20 protein-coding genes are annotated in these 21,098 nt (G+C 63.3%); 7 read left to right on the forward strand and 13 right to left on the reverse strand.

What is annotated here, in order from left to right:
* Window positions 1-5: 5 nt before the first annotated feature.
* A complete protein-coding gene (locus Q0687_RS31390; RefSeq protein ID WP_298885512.1) occupies window positions 6-1,229 on the forward strand; it encodes a serine hydrolase domain-containing protein in 1,224 nt (407 codons plus the stop codon).
* Window positions 1,230-1,385: 156 nt separating this feature from the next.
* Here the strand turns inward: Q0687_RS31390 and Q0687_RS31395 are convergent, their stop codons facing one another.
* Window positions 1,386-2,153 (reverse strand): SDR family oxidoreductase, encoded by a 768-nt coding sequence (locus Q0687_RS31395; protein ID WP_298885514.1) that lies wholly within the window; start codon window positions 2,151-2,153, stop codon window positions 1,386-1,388.
* A gap of 120 nt (window positions 2,154-2,273) precedes the next feature.
* Window positions 2,274-2,972 (reverse strand): histidine phosphatase family protein, encoded by a 699-nt coding sequence (locus Q0687_RS31400; protein ID WP_298885517.1) that lies wholly within the window; start codon window positions 2,970-2,972, stop codon window positions 2,274-2,276.
* Between the two features lie 133 nt (window positions 2,973-3,105).
* Between Q0687_RS31400 and Q0687_RS31405 the strand changes: the two genes are divergently transcribed.
* Window positions 3,106-3,891 (forward strand): SDR family oxidoreductase, encoded by a 786-nt coding sequence (locus Q0687_RS31405; protein WP_298885519.1) that lies wholly within the window; start codon window positions 3,106-3,108, stop codon window positions 3,889-3,891.
* A gap of 410 nt (window positions 3,892-4,301) precedes the next feature.
* On the opposite strand, the gene Q0687_RS31410 is transcribed toward Q0687_RS31405, so the two are convergent.
* Window positions 4,302-4,784 (reverse strand): anthrone oxygenase family protein, encoded by a 483-nt coding sequence (locus tag Q0687_RS31410; RefSeq protein ID WP_298885521.1) that lies wholly within the window; start codon window positions 4,782-4,784, stop codon window positions 4,302-4,304.
* Window positions 4,785-4,878: 94 nt separating this feature from the next.
* Here Q0687_RS31410 and Q0687_RS31415 point away from each other — a divergent pair, with 94 nt between their 5' ends.
* Together Q0687_RS31415 and argE are read left to right on the forward strand one after the other, a co-directional pair.
* The gene (locus Q0687_RS31415) at window positions 4,879-5,529 is read left to right on the forward strand and encodes a TetR/AcrR family transcriptional regulator (protein WP_298885523.1); all 651 of its coding nucleotides are present in this window, start codon (window positions 4,879-4,881) and stop codon (window positions 5,527-5,529) included.
* A 99-nt stretch (window positions 5,530-5,628) separates the two neighbouring features.
* On the forward strand, window positions 5,629-6,816 hold the full coding sequence (argE, locus tag Q0687_RS31420) for an acetylornithine deacetylase (RefSeq protein ID WP_298885525.1): 1,188 nt from the start codon (window positions 5,629-5,631) through the stop codon (window positions 6,814-6,816).
* Window positions 6,817-6,917: 101 nt separating this feature from the next.
* Here argE and Q0687_RS31425 read toward each other — a convergent pair whose 3' ends face one another.
* The 4 genes from Q0687_RS31425 to Q0687_RS31440 form a co-directional block, all read right to left on the reverse strand.
* Window positions 6,918-7,544 (reverse strand): LysE family translocator, encoded by a 627-nt coding sequence (locus tag Q0687_RS31425; RefSeq protein WP_298885527.1) that lies wholly within the window; start codon window positions 7,542-7,544, stop codon window positions 6,918-6,920.
* 21 nt (window positions 7,545-7,565) lie between these two features.
* Window positions 7,566-7,907, reverse strand: a complete 342-nt coding sequence (locus tag Q0687_RS31430; protein ID WP_298885529.1) for an NIPSNAP family protein — start codon at window positions 7,905-7,907, stop codon at window positions 7,566-7,568.
* Window positions 7,908-8,052: 145 nt separating this feature from the next.
* Window positions 8,053-9,111, reverse strand: a complete 1,059-nt coding sequence (locus Q0687_RS31435; protein ID WP_298885675.1) for a phosphotransferase family protein — start codon at window positions 9,109-9,111, stop codon at window positions 8,053-8,055.
* A gap of 134 nt (window positions 9,112-9,245) precedes the next feature.
* Window positions 9,246-10,481, reverse strand: coding sequence for an acyl-CoA dehydrogenase family protein (locus Q0687_RS31440; RefSeq protein ID WP_298885531.1), 1,236 nt, complete (start codon window positions 10,479-10,481; stop codon window positions 9,246-9,248).
* A gap of 219 nt (window positions 10,482-10,700) precedes the next feature.
* Here Q0687_RS31440 and Q0687_RS31445 point away from each other — a divergent pair, with 219 nt between their 5' ends.
* A complete protein-coding gene (locus Q0687_RS31445) occupies window positions 10,701-11,363 on the forward strand; it encodes a TetR/AcrR family transcriptional regulator (protein WP_298885533.1) in 663 nt (220 codons plus the stop codon).
* A gap of 4 nt (window positions 11,364-11,367) precedes the next feature.
* Here the strand turns inward: Q0687_RS31445 and Q0687_RS31450 are convergent, their stop codons facing one another.
* From Q0687_RS31450 to Q0687_RS31465, 4 genes are all read right to left on the reverse strand, one after another.
* On the reverse strand, window positions 11,368-11,760 hold the full coding sequence (locus Q0687_RS31450; protein WP_298885535.1) for a RidA family protein: 393 nt from the start codon (window positions 11,758-11,760) through the stop codon (window positions 11,368-11,370).
* 101 nt (window positions 11,761-11,861) lie between these two features.
* The gene (locus Q0687_RS31455; protein ID WP_298885537.1) at window positions 11,862-12,077 is read right to left on the reverse strand and encodes a hypothetical protein; all 216 of its coding nucleotides are present in this window, start codon (window positions 12,075-12,077) and stop codon (window positions 11,862-11,864) included.
* A 241-nt stretch (window positions 12,078-12,318) separates the two neighbouring features.
* A complete protein-coding gene (locus Q0687_RS31460) occupies window positions 12,319-14,751 on the reverse strand; it encodes an autotransporter domain-containing protein (protein ID WP_298885539.1) in 2,433 nt (810 codons plus the stop codon).
* Between the two features lie 181 nt (window positions 14,752-14,932).
* Window positions 14,933-15,937, reverse strand: coding sequence for a DUF3592 domain-containing protein (locus tag Q0687_RS31465; protein WP_298885541.1), 1,005 nt, complete (start codon window positions 15,935-15,937; stop codon window positions 14,933-14,935).
* 282 nt (window positions 15,938-16,219) lie between these two features.
* On the opposite strand from Q0687_RS31465, the gene Q0687_RS31470 reads away from it, so the two are divergent.
* Both Q0687_RS31470 and Q0687_RS31475 read left to right on the forward strand, forming a co-directional pair.
* Window positions 16,220-17,155 (forward strand): AraC family transcriptional regulator, encoded by a 936-nt coding sequence (locus Q0687_RS31470; RefSeq protein WP_298885543.1) that lies wholly within the window; start codon window positions 16,220-16,222, stop codon window positions 17,153-17,155.
* A 183-nt stretch (window positions 17,156-17,338) separates the two neighbouring features.
* Window positions 17,339-18,328, forward strand: a complete 990-nt coding sequence (locus tag Q0687_RS31475) for a helix-turn-helix domain-containing protein (RefSeq protein ID WP_298885545.1) — start codon at window positions 17,339-17,341, stop codon at window positions 18,326-18,328.
* A gap of 64 nt (window positions 18,329-18,392) precedes the next feature.
* Here Q0687_RS31475 and Q0687_RS31480 read toward each other — a convergent pair whose 3' ends face one another.
* Together Q0687_RS31480 and Q0687_RS31485 are read right to left on the reverse strand one after the other, a co-directional pair.
* Window positions 18,393-19,619, reverse strand: a complete 1,227-nt coding sequence (locus Q0687_RS31480; RefSeq protein WP_298885547.1) for a CaiB/BaiF CoA-transferase family protein — start codon at window positions 19,617-19,619, stop codon at window positions 18,393-18,395.
* 172 nt (window positions 19,620-19,791) lie between these two features.
* Window positions 19,792-20,997, reverse strand: coding sequence for an MFS transporter (locus tag Q0687_RS31485; protein WP_298885549.1), 1,206 nt, complete (start codon window positions 20,995-20,997; stop codon window positions 19,792-19,794).
* Between the last annotated feature and the right edge of the window lie 101 nt (window positions 20,998-21,098).

Genomic DNA, 21,098 nt, shown 5'->3' on the forward strand with positions numbered 1-21,098 from the left:
CCCCCATGAACGCCCATGCCGCCACGACAGCCGCCTCCGCAGCCCGGACACCGGCCCTGCCGGACGCCCGCCCCGAAACAATCGGCCTGTCGCGGCCCCGCTTGCAGGCGATGTCGGATGCGTTCAAGCGCGAGATCGACAAGGGAACCATCCCCGGCGTGACCGTGCTGGTGGCCCGCCGCGGCCAAATCGGCTGGTTCGAGGCGCTCGGCAAGCAGAGCCCGACGGCGGCGGCGCCGATGGCGCTGGATTCGATCTTCCGGATCTTCTCGATGACCAAGCCGATCGTCTCGGTCGGCATCATGGCGCTGGTCGAGGACGGCCACCTCCTCCTCGGCGATCCCGTCGCCAAATTCATCCCGGAGTTCGACAATCAGAAGGTCGGCGTGGTCAGCGGCGGCGGACTGGAACTGGTTGCGCCGAAGCGTGCGATGACGGTGCAGGACCTGCTCCGCCACACCTCGGGTCTCACTTACGAGCACCAGGGCGACGGCCCGGTGCACAAGCTTTACCAGGAATCCCGCGTCCGCAGCCGCAAGATCACGAATGCCGAGCACGCAGCACTGGTGGCGAGCTTCCCGCTGGTCTGCCATCCCGGTGACGAGTTCAACTACAGCCGCTCCACCGACATCCTCGGCCGCATCATCGAGGTCGTGACAGGCAAATCGCTCGGTGCATTCCTCGCCGAGCGCATCCTCACGCCGCTTCAGATGAGCGAGACCGGCTTCTCGACCTCAGAGGCCAATGCTGGCAGGCTTGCCCAGCCTTTCGAAGCCGATCCCTGGACCGGCGACAAGGTCGCGCTGTTCAATATGCTCGAGCAGCCGGTGATGGAGTCCGGTGGCGGCGGTCTGGTCTCGACCACGATGGACTATGCCCGTTTCGCCCTGATGCTGCGCAATGGCGGCACACTCGATGGCGCCAGGATCATCGGTCGCAAGACGCTGGAGTTGATGGCCTCCGATCATCTCGGACCCGACGTCGTCACCAATGGCACGCTGCTGTCGCCCGGCCATGGCTTCGGTCTCGGCTTTGCGGTCCGCCGCGAGGCCGGCATCGTGCCCTTCCCCGGCAGCGTCGGCCAGTATTTCTGGAGCGGCATTGCCGGCACGTTCTTCTGGATCGATCCGAAGGAAGATCTGTTCACGGTGTTCATGAGCCAGGGCCCGGGGCAGCGCGATTTTACTAGGACGCTGGTGCGGGATCTGGTTTACGCGGCGGTGGATTGAGGCTCAGCTCTCGTGCCCCGGACGCGATGCAACGCTCTTCGCGTTGCTTCGCAGAGCCGGGGCCCGTGTCTCTACGATCTCGATCTTGGCTTTCTGAGTCCCGGCTCTGCGGAGCGGCACTGCGGGCCGCACCGCGTCCGGGACACGAGAGCAACCTCAGCTAATCGTCGCGCCGCCGTCGATCACCATGGTCTGGCCAGTCATGAAGTCACCGGCCTTGGAACCGAGGAATACCGCGGCGCCTGCGATCTCGTCAGGGATGCCGATGCGGAGCAGCGGCGAGCGCGAGGTCGAGGCCTTCAAATTCTCCGGATTGTCCCACAGCGCTTTGGCAAAATCGGTCTTGATCAGGCCGGGCGCGATGCAGTTCACGCGGATGTTGTGCTTGCCGTATTCGCAAGCGAGGTTGCGCGCGAGCTGCATGTCGGCGGCCTTGGAGATCGCGTAGGCGCCGAGGATAGTCGAGCCTTTCAATCCACCGATCGAGGAGACGATGATGACAGAGCCATCCTTGCGCTCGATCATCTGCGGCACGACCATCGAGATCAGCCAGTTGTTGGCGACGATGTTGTTGTCGAGAATCTTGCGGAACTGATCGTCGGAGATGCCGGCGAGCGGACCGTAATACGGGTTCGACGCGGCGTTGCACACCAGCACGTCGATCTTGCCGAAGGCGCGATTGCTCTCGTCGACGAGGTTTTGCAGATTTTCTTTTGATGAGATGTTCGCGGCGATCGCGACCGCGGTGCCCTTGCCGAACTTGTCGTTGATGTCCTTGGCGACCTCCTCACAGACGTCCGCCTTGCGCGAGGAGATCACGACCTTGGCGCCGTGCTCGGCCATACGCTCGGCGATCGCGAGCCCGATGCCGCGCGTCGAGCCGGTGATGACGGCAACTTTACCCTTCATGTCGAACAAGGTCATGTTTCTCTCCCAGATTGATCTTCGTATTCGATGTCATTCCGGGCCGGTCCGCAGGACCGGACCCGGAATCTCGAGATTCCGGGTTTGACGCTTTGCATCGCCCCGGAATGACAGCTTAACTCACGCCAGCTTCTTGACTTCCGGGCCCGCCGGCTGATGCATCTCGGCATGCGCATCGTCGGCGATCCATGGCTGCTGATTCACCATCGGCAGCCGCCAGACCGAGCGCTCAGGGCTTGCGAAATAATCCAGCCGCGTGATCGAGACATTGTCGATGTCGAACGACAGCGCCCGCTCCACCTGGCCATCGAGGGCAAGGCCGATTGCCGCCTTGATGGTGCCGCCATGCGCGACCGCGATCACGTCCTGCCCGGCCACCTCATTGTTGATCCGATCGATGGCCCGGCACGTCCTGACATAGAGATCCATAAAGCTTTCGCCGCCGGGCGCGGGCTCGTTGATGTCGGCGAACCAGTTCGAACCGACGGGACGGCTAGCAACGAACGCCGCGCGGTTCATGCCCTGCCAGCGCCCGAGATTCTGCTCGGCAAGGTCCGCTTCCCATTTCATCGACGCAGGCCGCGGGTAGCCGGCCTCCCAGATCGCTTCGGCCGTTTGATGCGTGCGCATCAGATTGCTCGAATACCAGACCGCCTGGCGGGGCAACACCTTGGCAACGGCATTGAAGACGTAGGTGTCACTGGTGTCGCAGGAAAGATCGCTCTGTCCGTAGATGTTGCCACCGTCGCTGCGCACCGGCGCATGCCGGACCCACCACCACCGCGTCGTGACCACAACAGGCTTGTCGTTGGCTGCCATCGAAACCCTTCCATCCCGTCTGATGTCGCTGTACGTGAGGTGTGAACGTGTCTCAAGACACTTTGCCGTTTGAAATCTTGTTTGAAATTCCGTCGCGCGGCAAGCGTCGCGCGCGAAGCAGAGGGAGAAACGCATGGGCCGCCTGCAAGGCAAATCCGTCATCATCACCGGCGCCGGCAGCGGCATCGGTCGCGCGGCTGCGCTGCTGTTCACCAGGGAAGGCGCCAAGTTGATCGCGGTCGATCGCACCGAGGCGGTGAAGGAAACCGTCGATGAGGTGAAGAAGGCCGGCGGCGTCGCCGAGGCGATGATCGCCGATGCCGGCTCCGAAAAGGACGTCATGGCGGTCATCGACAAGGCCGTGACGACGCATGGCCGGCTCGACGTGATCTGGGCCAATGCCGGCATCTCCGGCGGGCTCGTTCCGCTCGGCGAGCAGACCGTCGAACATTGGCAGGAGGTGCTGCGCGTCAATCTGATCGGACCGTTTCTCGCGGTGAAGCATGCGATGCCGCACATGGTGAAGCAGCAATCCGGCGCGATCGTGCTGACCGCATCGGTTGCCGGCCTCAAGGCCGGCGCCAGCGGACATCCCTACGCCGCGAGCAAGGCTGGCGTGATCAGCCTCGTGCAGACCACGGCGTATTCGCTCACCGGCACCGGCGTGCGCATCAACGCGGTCTGTCCCGGCCTGATCGAAACCGGAATGACCAAGCCGATCTTTGATCGCGCCAAGGAACGCGGCACCCAGGACAAGATCGGTCAGCTCAACCCGCTGAAGCGCCCCGGCCAACCGCACGAGCTCGCCGCGATGGGGTTGTTCCTGGCCAGCGACGAGGCGTCGTATGTGAATGGCCAGGCATTCCCCGTGGACGGCGGCCTGACCGCGTCGATGCCATATACGGGCAAGCCGGTCTGACGACTCTCTCGTATCCCGGACGCGCTGCAGCGTGCAACGCTGCTGCGCAGAGCCGGGACCCAGGAGGCAGCGCACTCGTTGACGCATAGGCCCCAGCTCAGCAGCGCACCGTCGAAGAAACGCAGCGCTGCGTCAGGGGCACGAGACCTGAGTATCGGCGTGCAACTGCCGCATCCTTGTCATTGCGAGCGGAGCGAAGCAATCCAGACTGCCGCCGCGGAAAGAGTCTGGATTGCTTCGCTCCGCTCGCAATGACGGAGCAAGCAGACACACCTTCGCCATCTCGCGGCTCATCCCGCCCGAGCTTTGCCGATCACTTCACCTTCGACTGAAAGAGGGCGCAGGGAAGACCGGGTGCCCGACCGGCACCTGCTGCGAAGAGGCGGATCTAATCCGCCCTACGAGATCGGTTATGCGGCAAGCGCAACGACGAACAACGCGCTCGCGACCACCGACGCCCCTGTCCGCACGTGGTTCCAGAATACCCAGTCCTTCAGATACGCTGTCCACACCACGGCCGCCTCCGGCGCTGATGGCTGCTGCGCGGCCAACGCGTCATTCAGCGGGACGTTGAACACCGCGGTCACCACGAACATGCCGAGGACGTAGAGGCTGCCGCCGGCGATCATGCTGACCGCCCCGGGTTCGCTGATGCGCAACACACCCATCACCACCAAGGCCGCACCCGCCACCGTCGTGCCGAGGAACAGCGGCATGAACAGCGAGCGCACGATGTCGACATTGATGGCGTTCATCGCCGCAATGCCGGCCGCCTGGTCGAGCCGGCCGAGCGAGGTCATGATGAAGGTCGAGAAGGCGAAATAGACGCCCGCCATGACGCCGCAGCCCAGGGCCGAAAACCACAGTAACCCGGTCGTGAAAACCTGCCGCATGCCACGCCTCCGCAAAAGACGATAAACTCTCGTATTTGATAAAAGCGATAAACTCTCTTATTCATCACGTCAAGCGCGGATGGCGGGAATCAGGATGCCGGAACGGAAGATCAGGACGGGCAAGGCGACGCAGCCGGCCGAGCGACGCACGCCGCTGGTGCCAACGCAGGAACGCAGCCGGGAGCGTTTTGATCGCATCCTGACCGCTGCGAGCGAGATATTGACGGAGAAAGGCGGCGATGCGTTCCGGATGAGCGACATCGTCGAACGCACAGGCATCGCCTTCGGTTCGCTCTATCAATACTTTCCTGACAAGAGCGCCGTGATCGGGACGCTCGCCGAGCGCTGCAATGTCATCGGCCGCGAATGCGTTGCGCGCGATCTCGCCGAGATGAAGAAGCTATCCGACCTGCACACGGTGCTGTGCCGCATCACCGACGGTTATTACCAGATGTTCCGCGATTACCCTGTCATGCATCACATCTGGCGGGCGACGCAGGGCGACCGAACGCTTCAGAAGATCGACGAGGAGGACGTTGCCGTCCTCGCTGGCCTGCTCCGCGATGCATTGCATCGCGTCGCGCCGAAACAGCCCTCCGCTGCCCTCACCGGTTTTTCGCAGCTGGCGATGATCCAGATCGCAGCCGCGGTCCGGTACGCGATCTCGCAGCCAGCAGCGGATGCACGCCGGATGCTCGACCTGTTCAAGCGCATGCTGCCGTCGGATCTCTCCGCACTCGCCTGAGATTCGGCGAAACCATCCGGTCGGATTTGCCCCAACCACCACTCCATTGGTATGTTTCGTGCAGGCGCCGACGCCATTCTCCATCTCATGAACGAGACAATGCCCAACCCGATCTTCCCGAGCTCACGCCCCGACCGCATCCGCAACATGCTCGCCGAGCTCGTTGCCTTCGACACCATCAGCGATCGTACCAATTTGCCGCTGATCGCGCATATCGAAAGCTATCTCGGCTTCCTCGGCGTCAAGGGCCAGCGCATCGCTGACGAAACGGGGCAGAAGGCCTCGCTCTGGATCACGATCGGACCGGAGGACAAGCCCGGTCTGGTGTTGTCAGGCCACACCGACGTCGTGCCTGTCGTGGGCCAGGACTGGAGCCACGATCCGTTCAGGCTAGTCGAACGCGACGGTAAGCTCTACGGCCGCGGCACCACCGACATGAAGGGCTTTGTCGCGGTGTGCCTTGCCATGGTGCCGGAAATGCTGGACGCGAAGCTGACGACACCGATTCATCTTGCCATCTCCTACGACGAAGAGATCGGCTGCGTCGGAGTGCGGCCGATGCTTGCCGAGATTGCCAAGAAGACAGTCAAGCCGCTCGGGGCCTTCATCGGCGAGCCGACCGAGATGAAGGTCATCATCGGCCACAAGGGCAAGCACGGCGTGCGCGCGACTTTCCACGGCCTCGCCCGCCACTCCTCGATCGCGCCCGACGGCGTCAACGCGATCGAATATGCCGCCGAGATGATCACCGAGATCCGTCGCCGCGCCATGAAGCTAGCGACGGAGGCCGAACGCAACAGTCTCTACGATGTTCCGCACTCGACGTTGCTGACCAGCATCGTGCATGGCGGCGCGGCGCTGAACATCGTGCCTGATACCTGCACGGTCGATTTCGAATGCCGCGGCATCGGCATCACCGAGTCCAAGGAGGTGACGGATGCGATCGTCGCCTGGGCCAAGGCCGAGCTCGAGCCGGCGATGAAGGCTAGGCACTCCGAATGCGGCATCGATTTCGAGGAGATCCTCGATTACCCCGCGCTCGACACCAAGGCGGACACGGCCATCGTCACGCTGGCCAAGAGCCTTGCCGGACGCAACGACCACGCCAAGGTCGCTTTTGGCACCGAAGCGAGCTTGTTCACCAGCATGGCGGATATCCCCTCCGTGGTGATCGGCCCCGGCTCGATCGCGCAGGCGCACACGCCCGACGAGTTCATCGCGATGGCAGAGCTGGAGAAATGCGCAGGCTTCGTGGAGAAGCTGATCGCCCATTGCGCGAAGAATTGAAACGTGGGGCGCAATCCGCCACATCCCTCGCGTCGTGTAAACGGCGGATTACGCTGCGCTGATCCGCCCAAGGGGCTCGAGCTCAGGGCGAGCGGCGTGCCTCACCGTTCTTGCATGGCCAGTCGCAGGCCGACGGCGCAGTAGATGGTCCCGACCACCTTGCCCTGCCACTTCACTACGGCGGGATGACGGCGCAGCAGATTGCCGAGGCGGCCGGCGCCAAGGGCAAACACGACGGTGCTGAGCAGACCGAGCAGCACGAAGACGGCACCGAGGATCGCCAGCTGAAGCCCGACCGAACCGTGCTCCGGCCGCACGAATTGCGGCAGGAAGGCGAGGAAGAACAGCGCGGTCTTGGGATTGAGCACTTCGGTCAGCACAGCCTGCCGAAAGGCGCGGCCCGCGCCGATCGCGGGCGCGCCGCCATTTAGCTCGATCGGCGCCTTGTCAAGCATGGCGCGAATGCCGAGATAGATCAGGAACGCCGCGCCCGCATATTTGACGACGCTGAACAGCAGCGCGGATGTCGCGATGATGGCCGACAGGCCCACGATCGCCATGCCCGTGTGGATCAAGTCACCGGCCGCAATCCCGGCCCCCGTCGCGACGCCCACCCTCGTTCCCGAGCTGACGGCCCTCGCCATGGTCAGCAACGTCGCCGGGCCCGGAATGAACACAAAACCAAGGACGATGAAGACGTAGGTGATGAGAGTGGCGTGATCGATCATAATTGCGGCTCCGAAGGCGGATCAGTTCAGCAGGCTGAGCGACGGTGAGTAGTCCACCGGCACAAGAAGGCGGTCCTCGATCTGACCTACCATCAGTCCGTGCTCCGCATGGGTGACGCGCTTGATCTCGGTCCACTCGGTGTCGGCCATGAAGGCTGCCCATGCAGAGGTCTTGGCCGCCTCGTCGGGCCATTCCAGGAGATAAGCGAATTCGGTCCGGTCGCCGAATTTCGTCTCCCACATCGCCACGATCCGGAAGCCATATTTCGTGCGCATGATGCGCGCGGCGTGGTCGCGGAAGCGGGCGTGAAAGGCAGCCTTGTTCTTTTCGAAGATCTCGTAGATGCGCAGTTGCTGGATCATGACCGTCTCCTTGCGAAAGGAGATAGGGTCGAATAGCACGCTGTCAAATGACAACCGAGACTTGCCACGCCGTCATTGCGAGCGTGTGGCGAGACCGCCGTACCCCAACAAAAGGGCACGGCCACCTGCCGCGCCTTCGTTGTCCCTACACCGCGCCCGCCTTCTGCGCGTACTCCCACGACGCCTTCGACAGCGGCACGGTGCGCTTGGCTGACTCCAGCGCCTTGGCATTCGCGGCGGTGCCGTCGCGGACGCGGCCGGCGATGCCTTGGGTGATGCCGGCAAGGCGGAATAGATTGTAGGCGAAATACCAGTTTAGATCCGGCACCGTCATTTTGGTGACGTTGCAATAGATCTGCGCAGCCTCGTCCACGCTCGGGATGTTGAGCGCCTTGAGGTCGGCGCCCTCGAGACCCGGCATGATCCACTGCATCAACAGATAGGTGAAGTCGGCCATGGGATCGCCGAGCGTCGACAGCTCCCAATCGAGCACGGCCTGGACGCGCGGTTCCGTGGCGTGGAAAATCATGTTGTCGAGGCGATAGTCGCCGTGGACGATCGAGACGCGCGCCTGCTCCGGCACGGTTTTGGGCAACCATTCGGCGACCTTCTCGAACTCCGGAATGTGTTGGGTCTCGGACGCGCGATACTGCTTGGTCCAGCGGTCGATCTGGCGCGCGAAATAATTGCCGGGCTTGCCGAAATCGCCAAGGCCAATCGCGACGGGGTCGTACATATGCAGCTTCGCCAGCGTCTCGATCTTGCTGGTGAAGATTTTTCGTCGCGCGTCGTTGTCCTGGCTCGGCAGCGTCGGATCCCAGAACACCCGGCCGTCTTCCATCGACATGATATAGAAGGCCGAGCCGATGACTCCGTCGTCCTGGCAGAGCGCATAGGCGTGCGCGACTGGAAAACCCTGTTTTCCAAGGGCCGCGATGACGCGATATTCGCGATCGACCGCATGCGCCGACGGCAGCAATTTGCCGAACGGCTTGCGGCGCATCACGTAGGAGCGTTTCGGCGTGTCGAGACGGTAGGTCGGGTTGGACTGGCCGCCCTTGAACTGGAGCACGACCAGTGGGCCCTCATAGCCTTCGACGTTGTCGCGCATCCAGCCTTCGAGCCTGAGCTCGTCGATGCGATGACGCTCCTCGACCGGCTTGGTGCCCGAGAACTCCTCGTCTTTCCTGACGCCGTCAGCCACGGTGACGCTCCCTCTTTTCATTGTCGTCATTCCGGGGCTCGCGCAGCGAGAACCCGGAATCTCGAGATTCCGGGTTCGATGCTTACGCATCGCCCCGGAATGACGGTGTGGGGAGCACGCAGCCCTCCCCGATTTTAGTGCTTCGGAGAGTTGGCATACTTCCGAACCTCGAGCCGTGCAATGGCACGATTGTGGACCTCGTCCGGACCGTCGGCGAGACGCAGCGTGCGGATGTGGGCGTAGTCCTTGGCGAGACCGGCGTCATCGGAGACGCCCGCGCCGCCAAACGCCTGGATCGCTTCATCGATGATCTTCAGCGCCATGTTGGGGGCTGCGACCTTGATCATGGCGATCTCGGCCTGCGCGGTCTTGTTGCCGACCTTGTCCATCATGTCCGCGGCCTTGAGGCACAAAAGACGCGTCATCTCGATATTGGTGCGGGCTTCGCCGATGCGCTGCTCCCACACCGAGTGCTCGACGATCTTCTTGCCGAAGGCGGTGCGCGAGGAGAGCCGTTTCACCATCTTCTCCAGCGCTTCCTCGGCCTTGCCGATGGTGCGCATGCAGTGGTGAATACGGCCGGGACCAAGGCGGCCCTGCGCGATCTCGAAGCCGCGGCCTTCGCCGAGCAGGATGTTCTCCTTCGGTACGCGTACGTTCTCGAGCAGCACCTGGGCGTGGCCATGGGGCGCGTCGTCGAAGCCGAACACTGGCAGCATCTTCTCGACCTTGATGCCTGGCGTGTCGAGCGGAACCAGGATCTGCGACTGCTGCTGATGCTTGGCCGCGTTGAAGTCGGTCTTGCCCATCAGGATCGCGATCTTACAGCGGGGGTCGCCGACGCCCGACGACCACCATTTGCGGCCGTTGATGACGTAGTGATCGCCGTCCCTCTTGATGCTGGTCTCGATGTTGGTCGCATCCGACGAGGCCACCGCCGGTTCCGTCATCAGGAAGGCCGAGCGGATCTCGCCGTCCATCAGCGGACGCAGCCATTTGCGCTTCTGCTCCTTGGAGCCGTAGCGGATGAACACTTCCATGTTGCCGGTGTCGGGCGCGGAGCAATTGAACACTTCAGAGGCCCAGGTGATGCGGCCCATCTCTTCCGACAGCAGCGCATATTCGAGATTGGTCAATCCCGCGCCGCGGAATTCGTCGTCCTCATGCTCGCTCGGCGGCATGAACATGTTCCAGAGGCCCTCGGCCTTCGCCTTCTTCTTGAGGTCCTCGAGGACAGGGATGACCTTCCAGCGGTCGCCGCTCTTGTCCTGCTGATCATAAATCGGCACCGCCGGACGCACGTGCTTGGCCATGAAGGATTGCACGCGCTCGAGCCATTCCTTTTGCTTGGGCGAAATATCGAAGTCCATGGGACGCTCCTCGGTCTCGCTTTGAAAGTCTGTTTTGCGCCGGACTGTCCTCCCGCCATGCGCGGCCCGCAAGCGCCATTCCGGCGGCTCGCAGATAGCTGGTGGAACCCGGACCGCTTTGATGCGGCGCAAGTCCATCATGCGGATTGACTTTTTCCGGCCTTCAAACGATAGTTTCATACAACTGTTTGAAATGCAACTCCCTCAGGGGGAGCGTCCATGCCGAGCGATCATACGAGGTCCGCCATTCTCGCCGCCGCCGAACGGCTCTATGCCGATCGCGGTTTTGGCGACGTGACGCTGCGCGACATCGTCGCCGAAGCCAACGTCAACCTTGCGGCGGTGAACTATCATTTCGGCTCGAAGGACGAGCTGATCGCGGAATTATTTGTCACCCGCTCGATCGCGACCAACCGCGAGCGCTTGCGCGAGCTGAAGGCGGCCGAGGAAGCAGGCGGCGGCCGCGCGCCGATCGAGGTGATCCTGCGCGCGCTGGTCCGGCCGACCTTGCGCGGCTGCCTGGGGCCGGAGAACCAGCGCTCCACTGCGGCGCGCTTCATGATCCGCGCCTCGATCGAGTCAGTGCCGCCGATCCGCCGCATCAAGAACCGCGAGATCGACCATTTGCGGAAATTTGCCGGCGCGATGCGGCGGTCCCTGCCCGACCGCAGCGAGGTCGATATCTATTGGGGCCTCAATTTCGCGCTGGCCATGGCGCACCACACCATCCGCGAGAGCGAACGCCTGATCAAGCTGTCCGATGGACTATGCGATCTCGACGATGTCGAGGACGTGGTGCAGCGCGTCGTCAGCGTCGCGACGATGGCGCTGACGGCGGGACGGAGCGAGGCGAAGGCGCCGACAAGAGTGGCGGCGCGCTAGTCCCTCACATCATCGCGATGCAGTCGATCTCGACGTCGAACGGGCCGAACCATTCCGGGGTCACGACGAAGATCCGCGCCGGTGGGTCGACCGGAAAATAGCGCGCATAAATGGCGTTGAACGTGGCGAAATGTTTGGTGGAAGTGCAGTAGACGTTGCACTTCATGACATTGTCGAGCGAGGCGCCGGCCGTCTGAAGGCACAGCTTCATCTGCTCCATGATGATCTCACTCTGCCGCTCGATTCCCATCCCTCCGATCTCGCCCGTTTCCGGGTGAAACGGCGGCAGGCCGGCGACGAAGATCATGTTGCCGGCGCGCGTGACCGGCGACGTCGGCGCCCTCACGCGATCGAGAAAGGACGAAATCGGTTCGACGCGGAGCGCTTCGCGTTTCATGGGCCACCTTCGGTTCAAGCGAGACTGATTGCTGACTACACTATTCTGTAGCCAGCATGTTTCGCTGAATCTCGAAGTGTGGTGTGAACGCCTCGGCGGGACTACGCCCGCTGCGGCATCTCATCGGCCTCTTCCTTGGCGAGCAGCAGCAGCATCTCGATGCCCATGTCGCCTTCCTGCGGCGAGCGGATGAACTTGATCTCTTCGGCACTTTGCCGCAGCGCGGCAATGATCGCGACCGCCTGGTTGGCCGTCGCTGCTTCAGTCGCCAGAATTGCCTTCTGGTTCTTCGCCTGGAACCCGATCGTATAGGACATGCACTTGTCTCCCCGAACTCAGTGGAGAGATCGAATCTGAGTCGGGGCCGGAGCGAAAGCCTGGGCGAGTACGGACCGGGTTTATCTGGGGATTGCGCGCAAGCCTCACGTAAGGCCGCACCCTCGTCATGCTCCGGTCACCAATTGATGCGCTGCGAACAGATTCCGGCATGGCGTGTCTCCTCCAGCCGGAGTCATCGGCTGGAGGCATTGCGCGATGCTGCCGGACGGACGAAGTGCCCTACCAGCTCACCTTGAACGATCCGATGCCGGCATAGCTCTGCCCCGCCCGCGAGAATTCGCCGGTGACCCGTCCAGACAGTTCCGACCAGCGGTTGAGCGCCAGGCGCGAGCCAAGCTCGACCCGTCCGGAATCGGAGGCCGCGCGCGCGCCTTCGACCGTGAAGAACGGCGCCGGCATGCTGACCAGCGTCGCCGTGACGTCGCGGGTCGGGTTGAACTCATGCACCCAGGCTGCATTGGCAAAGGGCGACCAGATCATGTCATTGCCGAGATCGACGCGGCCGTCGAACTTTGCGCCGAGGAAGCTCGGCAACGAGGACACGCGGTGGGCGGCATAGCTCAGGCCCAATACGCCGGGCGCCGCTCCCGCGCTGCTGGTTTCGGTATAGGCCACCTGCCACAGCTGAGCTGCCTGGATCGCCGCGAAGGGTGTCACCGTCAGCGCACCGTACTGGAAGGCGCGGCCGATTTCGAACCGGCCGCCGAGCTGATCGCTGCCGAATGATCCCTTGGCGATTTCATCCGCACCGATGCCGGTGATGGTCCGCGTGGTCGAATTGCCGAAATGGCTGTAGGCGATCTGCGCCGACAAATAGGTCGCACCGAAGCGCTGCATCGCATAGGCGCCGACATGCCCGCCGTCGAGCCGGCCGCTGGTCGCACGATCGTTCACCGAGAAGCTGGCGCTGGAGCCGCCGACGGCGAGACCGACCAACAGGTCCGGACTGAGCAGATGGTCAAGACCGACGGAGCCGCCGCCGACGCGGTCGCTATAGGCGGCAGTGCCGATCGTCGCATTGCCCGACAACGATTGCGCCGCGCCGAAACCAGAGGCCCAGACGTTCCACAGCGGCTGCACCATCGCCGGCGCCTTCAACGCGGCGAAGGCCGACATGGGGCCGCTCGAGCGTTCCACGGCATAGCCGAGCGCACCGCCGTTCGGAACGCTGCCGCGATTGCCGGTGCGCCACGCATTCATCTGGCCATCCATGGTCTGGCCGAACTGCGTACCCGCGGCGAAGGCGGAATTCTCCATGCCGCTGGTGCCCTCGCCGGAGAGCTGGTCGAGAACCCGCACCGAACCCGCCTGCAACAGGTTCGAATAGAATGTCGCGGCGGTGCCGGTGAGCGCGGTGGAATAGCCGGCCTCCAGCGCATTGCCGACCGCGCGCTGGTTGGCGGTCTCACCCGCCACGCCGCCGAAAGCAATGCGTGTCAGCGTCAGGTCGACTGAGGTGGGATTGTAGATCGCGGTCGTGTTGAAGAAGGCCGACGACGCGGTGACATTGGAAAACTGCCCGACGATGGCTCCGGACGTCTCCACAACGTCCTTGTAGGTGGTCGACGATTGATAGAGCCCGAACTGCAACACCGCCCGCATCGTACCGCCGAGATTGGCGATGTTGGCACCAAGGCCGTCTCGATTTCCGGCATTGTCGACGCGCAAGGACAACGTGCCTCGCGCCGACTGGGTGAAGACACCACTGACGCCGAGATCGCCGACGAAAAGCGGTGTTGCCGGATCGGTGATAGTGATCAGGCCATTGTTGATCAGCGCGTTGGTGTTTCCGAAGCCGACGAACAGCATCTGACCGTCGATCATCCCGTTGTTGGTAACGGTGGTCCCGCCCGTTCCGAAGGTTCCCAGCGAGAAGCTGCCGGATCCGCTGCCTCTGATCGTGCCATTGTTGACGATGGTGGCGTTGTCTCCGCTCATCCACACCCCCGCGCCATTGGCCGCGCTGATGGTCCCGTTGTTGGTGATGGTGTTGCCGTCGCCCCAGAACATGACGCCGGCGCCGCCCTGACCGAGCGCCGTGATCGTGCCGTTATTTGTCAGGTTGTTGTTGGTGAGCATCCAGATGCCAACAGCGCCGCTGTTCGTCTTACTGCCGACTGCAATGACACCGGAATTGTTGACGGCGTTGCCGTTGCCGTTGACGAACATTCCATATGCTGCACCTGCAAGGCTGATCGTGCCGGAATTGGTCACGGTGTTTCCATTGCCAAGCACGTTGATGCCGTCGCTGAATGAGGCCGTCGAGCTGATCGCGCCGGCATTGGTGACGTTATTGTTGTCGATCACCTGGATGGCAGCGCTGTTGTTCCCGACGGCGATGCTGCCGTTGTTCGAGACGGTGTTGCTATTGTTGAGAGAGATCGCAGACACGCCTGCGCCGACCGAGATCGAGGCGTCCGGCTGAACCGTCAGCACCAGGTTGTTCTCCGTGCCGGTGCCGAAAGGTGTCGTGGTCGCGCCGCTGCAGGTCACGGTGTTACCGGCCTGCACGCAAGCCGCGCTCGCCGGCGCTATCGACAGCGCGATGGTCCCGGCCGCCGACAGCACCAGCGGCACGGCACGTTTCAGCGAGCACGCAATGCAAAGGCGCTCTGCCATCGTCGGCTGGGGCGCAGCGTGTTTCAATTTCATTAATCAATCCCTGGTCTTGCGAGTCGAAGCTGACATCGCCGACAAATTGACCAGAGGCGGAATGCTGTCTTGGGCGGTCCGATACAGCGGCACGGTTCATACGGTACAATTGCTGGTTTTCAGACAGTGTGGCGGTTGCGCACCACCGGTGGTGCCGCCCCGGATCGACGCCACGTCCTCTCTAGTCAAATCCGACCAGGATGAAGAACGCTGAGAGAATGCCACCGATCACGGCGCAAATGGCCGCAAGAACGAGCGGTGCCGACGAGCCTTCTCGCCTTTCCGGCTCAAGCACCGCGGTGCCCGGCCGTTCCGGATCGTAATGGACAGTGACGGCTTGTCCCTGATGGTAACGGCCCGCGGCTTTTTCTGCGACGTCGCGCCGACCATAGATCGCAGTCATTCCCCAGTGCGCTTCGGTACCGACGAAGTCGCGCTTGTCGACCTCGTAAGCATATCGCAAGTCGACCTGGTAGCGGTGGATCATCTTCGGCGCGACAACCGACTTGTCATCGCTCTTTTCCGCGATGGCCTCTTCGATCACGTTTGAGGCGATGACGATGCCGGCTGCACTCGGCCAGCCCATGCTGGCGCGGGCGCGTTGCCGGGCGCGAAAGAATGCGACGACGCCCGAGATCGCGCCGAGCAGCGCAAGGATCGGCAGTGGGAACAGGAACAGCGGAACACCCCTGCTGGTATAGAGCACGTGTCCGGCGACCGAATGCGCGATCAGAACGGCTGCAGCTAGGCCAAATACGATCGTGACGGCGACCAAGGCCGTGATATTGCGCGGCTCGGTCGGCTCCAACAGGACGTGCTGCGGATTTTCGGGATCGACATAAACGTCGACGCGGGCTCCGACCGGATATCTTCCGACCAATTTGCCGGCAAGCACACGAGTCATCATCGGCTCGCCACCGATCGCGACCCGGTCGCTCTCCAAGTCCCGCCCGCCGACGCGATAGCGATAGCGGATGATCGGAGTGGCGTCGTTCAGGTCATCCGAGACATGCTGGGGCGGCTGATCGACCCTGGAGACGGTGATCACGCCCTCGACCTTGTGCCAGTTGCGCGCCGCCTGCATCAGGCGGCGCATGCGAACCAGGTTGAACAGCAGTGAGCCAAGAATCAGCAGGCAAACGCCGGCGGCAATTTGTGTCCAAAGCAATTGATGGGCATCAAGCATCTGGTTTCCCGCGTATTCCCGCAAGTTGGCCTGCTGAAGCTCGCCTGTCTTGGACTGATCGATACATCGGAGCGCGCCTCTGCGGCACCTGCACGATGTTTGGGCACCCCCCGCTGCCCGCCAGGACGCCCTCCGTCAAACTACGTGGTCTGCGAACTTGCCGCCTTGTTGCAACGTCCAATACGTGACGAGAAGCGATCGGCGGGGACGATGCCGGATTCCGGGACGTATCAACGGGCAAGCATTTCAACGGACGATTTTCCGGACGCCAGGCGCCTTGAGATGTGGCGCGAGGTCTATGGGCGCGGCATCGCCAATGTCGATATCGAGCCGCTCGGTGATGCACCCTTCCGTGCCGGCGTGACGTTCGACCTGCTGCCCAATGTCGGTCTCGCCGCCGGCTGGCGGACACCGGCGCATTACCGCATGACGAAGGAGCTCGCCGCACGCGGCCGCGACGTCATTGTCGTCAGCCTGCCGCGCTCGGGCTCGGCCTCGGTGACCCAGTTCGGCAAGGAGCTGCTCGACGGAATCGACAGCGCCGCCGTGATCGCGCCGCAGGAGGCGGTCACGGCGTCGATGTTGACGGAGGGCAGCTTCATCACACTCGCATTGTCGCTTCCGGCCATCGCGCGATTGGCGCCGCATTATTCCTGCGCATTCGGCCGGCCGATCCCCGGCAACAATGCTGCACTGCGTCTTCTCACCCGCTATGTCGACATCGTGCAGCGCGGCGATGACCTGATCGACGGCGCAATCGCACAGAGCGTGTCCGACCACCTGATCGACCTCACCGCACTCGCGATCGGAACGCTCGGCGACTACGCCGAGGTGGCGCGGCAGCGTGGCGCCGCCGCCGCGCGGCTGACGGCCATCAAGGCCGACATCCTGCGGGCGCTGTCACGCAGCGATTTATCGGCCGAGCTGATCGCGGTCCGTCACGGCATCTCGCCGCGCTATGTGCGCAAGCTGTTCGAACAGGCCGGCTCGTCGTTCTCGATCTTCGTGCTAGCCGAGCGTCTGACCAAGGCGCGAGGTATGCTGACCGATCCGCGCCATCGCCACCTCACCATAGCGCAGATCGCGCACGAGGCCGGTTTTGGCGATCTCTCTTATTTCAACCGGAGCTTTCGCCGGCGGTTCGGCGGCTCACCGTCGGAGATCCGTGAGGTCGCAAGGCTGGCGTGGCCGGACTCGGGAGCGATGCGATTGCGGTGAATCGTCGGGGGATCCGGCTCGGCGTGGAGATGTACCGTTCAGGCCGCAAGCCGCGTTCCACATAGTCCAAGTCAAGCGAGTCCCGACACACTACGATACCGACATTGCCGAAACGAAACGCGATTCCTGCGCGAAACCAATCCGGATGTTGGGATCAATCGCGCGACCTCTCGCGGAGACCACGTGACCGATATTCACACATTCTCGACCGATGCTTTCGCCGCCGGCGACAAGATCCCCGCCTGGCGCGAGGTCTTCGGCCGCTCGGTCGTCAAGATGGAGATGGAGCCGGCACGCGGCGAGCCGTTCCGCAGCAAGGCGAGAATCGACTGCCTGCCCGGCTTGACGATCGCCTCGATCGCGAGCTCCGCCAACCGGGTGATGCGGACCCCGCAGCTGGTTGTCGACGGCAGCGACGACTTGGTCTTTGCGCTGATGACCAAAGGCGAAGCCGTGATCAGCCAGCGCCAGCGCGAGGTGGTGTTCCGCGCCGGTGAAGCGGTGCTGTGGTCCAACGCATCGACCGGGGTTTGCGAATACCGACAACCGATCGATTTCGTGGCGCTGGTGGTTCCCCGTGCGCAAGTCGCCATTGGCGATATCGATCGGTCGCTGATGCAATTGCTGCCGGATCATCTGGGATCGATGAGGCTGCTGTCGCGCTATCTCTCCATCCTCGGCAACGGCCAGCTCGACGGCATGACGCCGGAGTTGCGGTCGCTCTGCGCGATCCACCTGCGCGACCTCGTTGCATTGGCCGTCGGCGCAACGCGCGAGGCGGCGCAAATGGCCAGGTTCCGCGGCGTCCGCGCCGCACGCCTCGCGGCGCTCAAGGCGGACATTGTCGCGAATATCACCCAGCGCAATCTCTCCGCCGATACGCTCGCGGCGCGCCACGACATCTCATCGATCTATGTTCGCAAACTGTTCGAGCGGGACGGCACGAGCCTCAGTCAATATGTGCTGGAACAGCGTCTTGATCGCGCTTTCCGGCTGCTCGCCAATCCCCAGCCACTCGATCTGTCGATCGGCGCCATCGCCTTCGAATGCGGCTTCGGCGATTTGTCCTACTTCAACCGCAGCTTCCGCCAGCGCTACGGCGCGACGCCGTCCGACATCCGCGCCGGACGGCGAAGCAGCGACGCCACGCCGCAATCATCGACGGAGGCGTGACGGCTCCTGCAGAACAGGTTGCATTTCATTACGGTCGAAGATCCGCGCCGGCCGCCGCAGAAGATCACAAAATCCCCTGCGCCTTCAGCGCCTCGACCTTGGCCTCGTCGTAGCCGATGGTCGCCAGCACATCCTTGGTGTCGGCCCCGAGCAGCGGCGGAGCGCGGTAGTCCGTGATTGGAGTCCCCGAGAGGGTGAGCGCATTGCGGATCAGCGAGAGATTCGGCTCGAAGGGATGTTCGACGTTGACCCGCATGCCGCGCGACTGGACGTGCGGATCGGAAAACACCTGCTCGAAATTATTGATCGGGCCTGACGGCACGCCAGCCTCCTCCAGCTTGTCCAGCCAGTAGGCCACCGGCTGCTTCAGGAACAGGCCGGCAAAGATCGCCATGATCTCCTTGCCGTGCACGACGCGGTCGTTGTTCTTGATGAAGCGTGGATCGCTGGCGAGCTCCGGCTGGCCGAGCACGGCGCAGGTCTTCCGGAACTGACTGTCATTGCCGACCACCAGCATCAGCTCGCCGTCGGTGCAGCGGAACACGCCGGCCGGCATGCCGCCGTTACCCCAGGTGCCGCGGCGCGGCGGCGTCTTGCCGTTGACGAGGAATATCTGCAGCCAGTGCGAGAGCGAGGCGATGACGGTGTCGAACAGGCAGACATCGATGTGTTGTCCCTGCCCGCCATTGACGTCGCGATGATAGAGCGCCGAGAGAATGCCGATCGAGGTATTCATGCCGGTCATGTAATCGACGATCGACGGGCCCACCTTCATCGGGCCCTCGCCGGGCTCGCCGTCGATATGGCCAGTGACGCTCATCAGACCGCCCATGGCCTGGAGGATCGCATCATATCCGGCACGCGGCGCGTAAGGACCGGTCTGGCCGAAACCGGTCACCGAGCAATAGATAATTTTTGGGTTGATCGCCTTGATCGTCTCGTAGTCGAGGCCGTAGCGCTTGAGATCGCCGACCTTGTAGTTCTCCATGAAGACGTCGACGTCCTTGGCGAGTTCGCGGATGATCGACTGCCCCTCGGGCTTGGCGATGTTGATGGTGACCGACTTCTTGTTGCGGTTGGCGCAAAGATAGAACGAATTGTTATTGTTGGCCTTGCCTTCAGGATCGGTCAGGTAAGGCGGGCCGAAGGCGCGCGCGTCGTCGCCGGTGCCGGGCCGCTCGATCTTGATCACCTCGGCGCCGAGATCGCCCAGCATCTGGGCCGACAAGGGCCCGGCGAGCACACGCGTGAGGTCAAGGATCTTGATGCCTGAGAGCGGCAGGGCCGACATGTCGATTTCCTCCGGGAACTGGATGTTGGCGCGGCGGCTGGAGGCCGTGACTGCGCTCCCTGCGGATACACTATTTTGGTGCCCCGAGCACTGCACTGGCGGCATACGGCCATCCCTGTCCCGGCGGCGGACGCAGTCCCGCAGCGACGAATTCCACGCTGCGAATAACGCCTCAGGCCGCGGCCGCCGCAGCCAGTCGCGGACGACGCCGTCCGAGCAGGACCAGGATCAGCACCGTCGCGCAAGAAAAGACCAGGGTGAGACCAAGTGCGCCGCGGCTGCCGAACTGGGTGAGCAAGCCAGCGAGCAGCGGCGGCGAGATCGCGGAGGCCAGATTGAGCGGCAATGCGATCATCGACATCGCCTTGGCGAACTCGGCCTGGTCGTAGAAGACGAGCGGAATCGTCGCTCGCGCCACCGCCATTGCGCCGCTGCCGGCGCCATAGAGCAGGATGAAGGTCGCCACCGCCCAGGTCGCGCCCTCGCTCAGCATCAGCAGCACCATGGCAACGGGCAGCGCCGTGCCGGCGACGAGCCCGGTGGTGATGCCGTCCCATCGCCCGCCGCCGAGCAAGTCGAGGCCGCGGGCGCTGACCTGGATCACACCGAGCATCGAGCCGAAGGCAAGCGCCTGCGCGGGAGCAAGGCCCTCCGCCCGCAACAGCTCGATCAGGATGGCACCGATGCCGAAATTGACGAAGGCGTTCATCGTGATCACGCCCACCACGAGACCGAACGTGCTCTTGGGAATCGCAGGCGACGGCGCCGCCTTGACGATCTCACCACGATCGCCTGTCGCGATTTTCCGCCGCGGCGCGACAAACGCAAGAAGCGGAAGGTTGATGGCAAGCATCATCGCCGCGTAGACGAGACAGGTGCCGCGCCAACCGAGCCAATCGCTGAGGAACGAGGTGGTCGGCCAGAATATGCTGCTGGAAAGACCCGTCACCATCATCAGCCCGCCGATAGCGTTCTTGGCGCCACGCCCCGCGACCTCGTTCAGCATGATATAGGCCCCGGTCGACAGCGTGGCGCTACCGCCCATGCCGAGGATCACCCAGCCGGCGAAATAGAGCATCGGTTCGCGCGCGAAGCACAAAACGACATAGCCCGGCACGGAGACAACAGTGCCGACCATCATCACTTTGCGCGCGCCGTGCCGCGCAAAGACCTTGGCGAGCCAGGGCGCGCACAGGCCCATGGTGACGTAGAGCACCGAGCTACCTGCAAACACCGCCGGCAGACTCATGCCGAGATCGGCCCCGAGGTCGCGGCCGACGACGGCCGGAAGGCCGATCGTACCCCATGCAATGAGTTGGGTGATCGCAAGCACCAGCAGGAGCCCGAGGAGCCTGCTGTCAGATTTCAAGAACCGCATTCCAGTCGTCGCCTGCCCGGCAGGCGCCGATCACGCCTGTGAGCCCTGTCTTACCCGGAGACTCAGTTCACAGGAATGTTGGTTCCGAATAGCAGAACGCA

It is taken from the genome of uncultured Bradyrhizobium sp. (assembly GCF_936928535.1).
Lineage (GTDB): Bacteria > Pseudomonadota > Alphaproteobacteria > Rhizobiales > Xanthobacteraceae > Bradyrhizobium.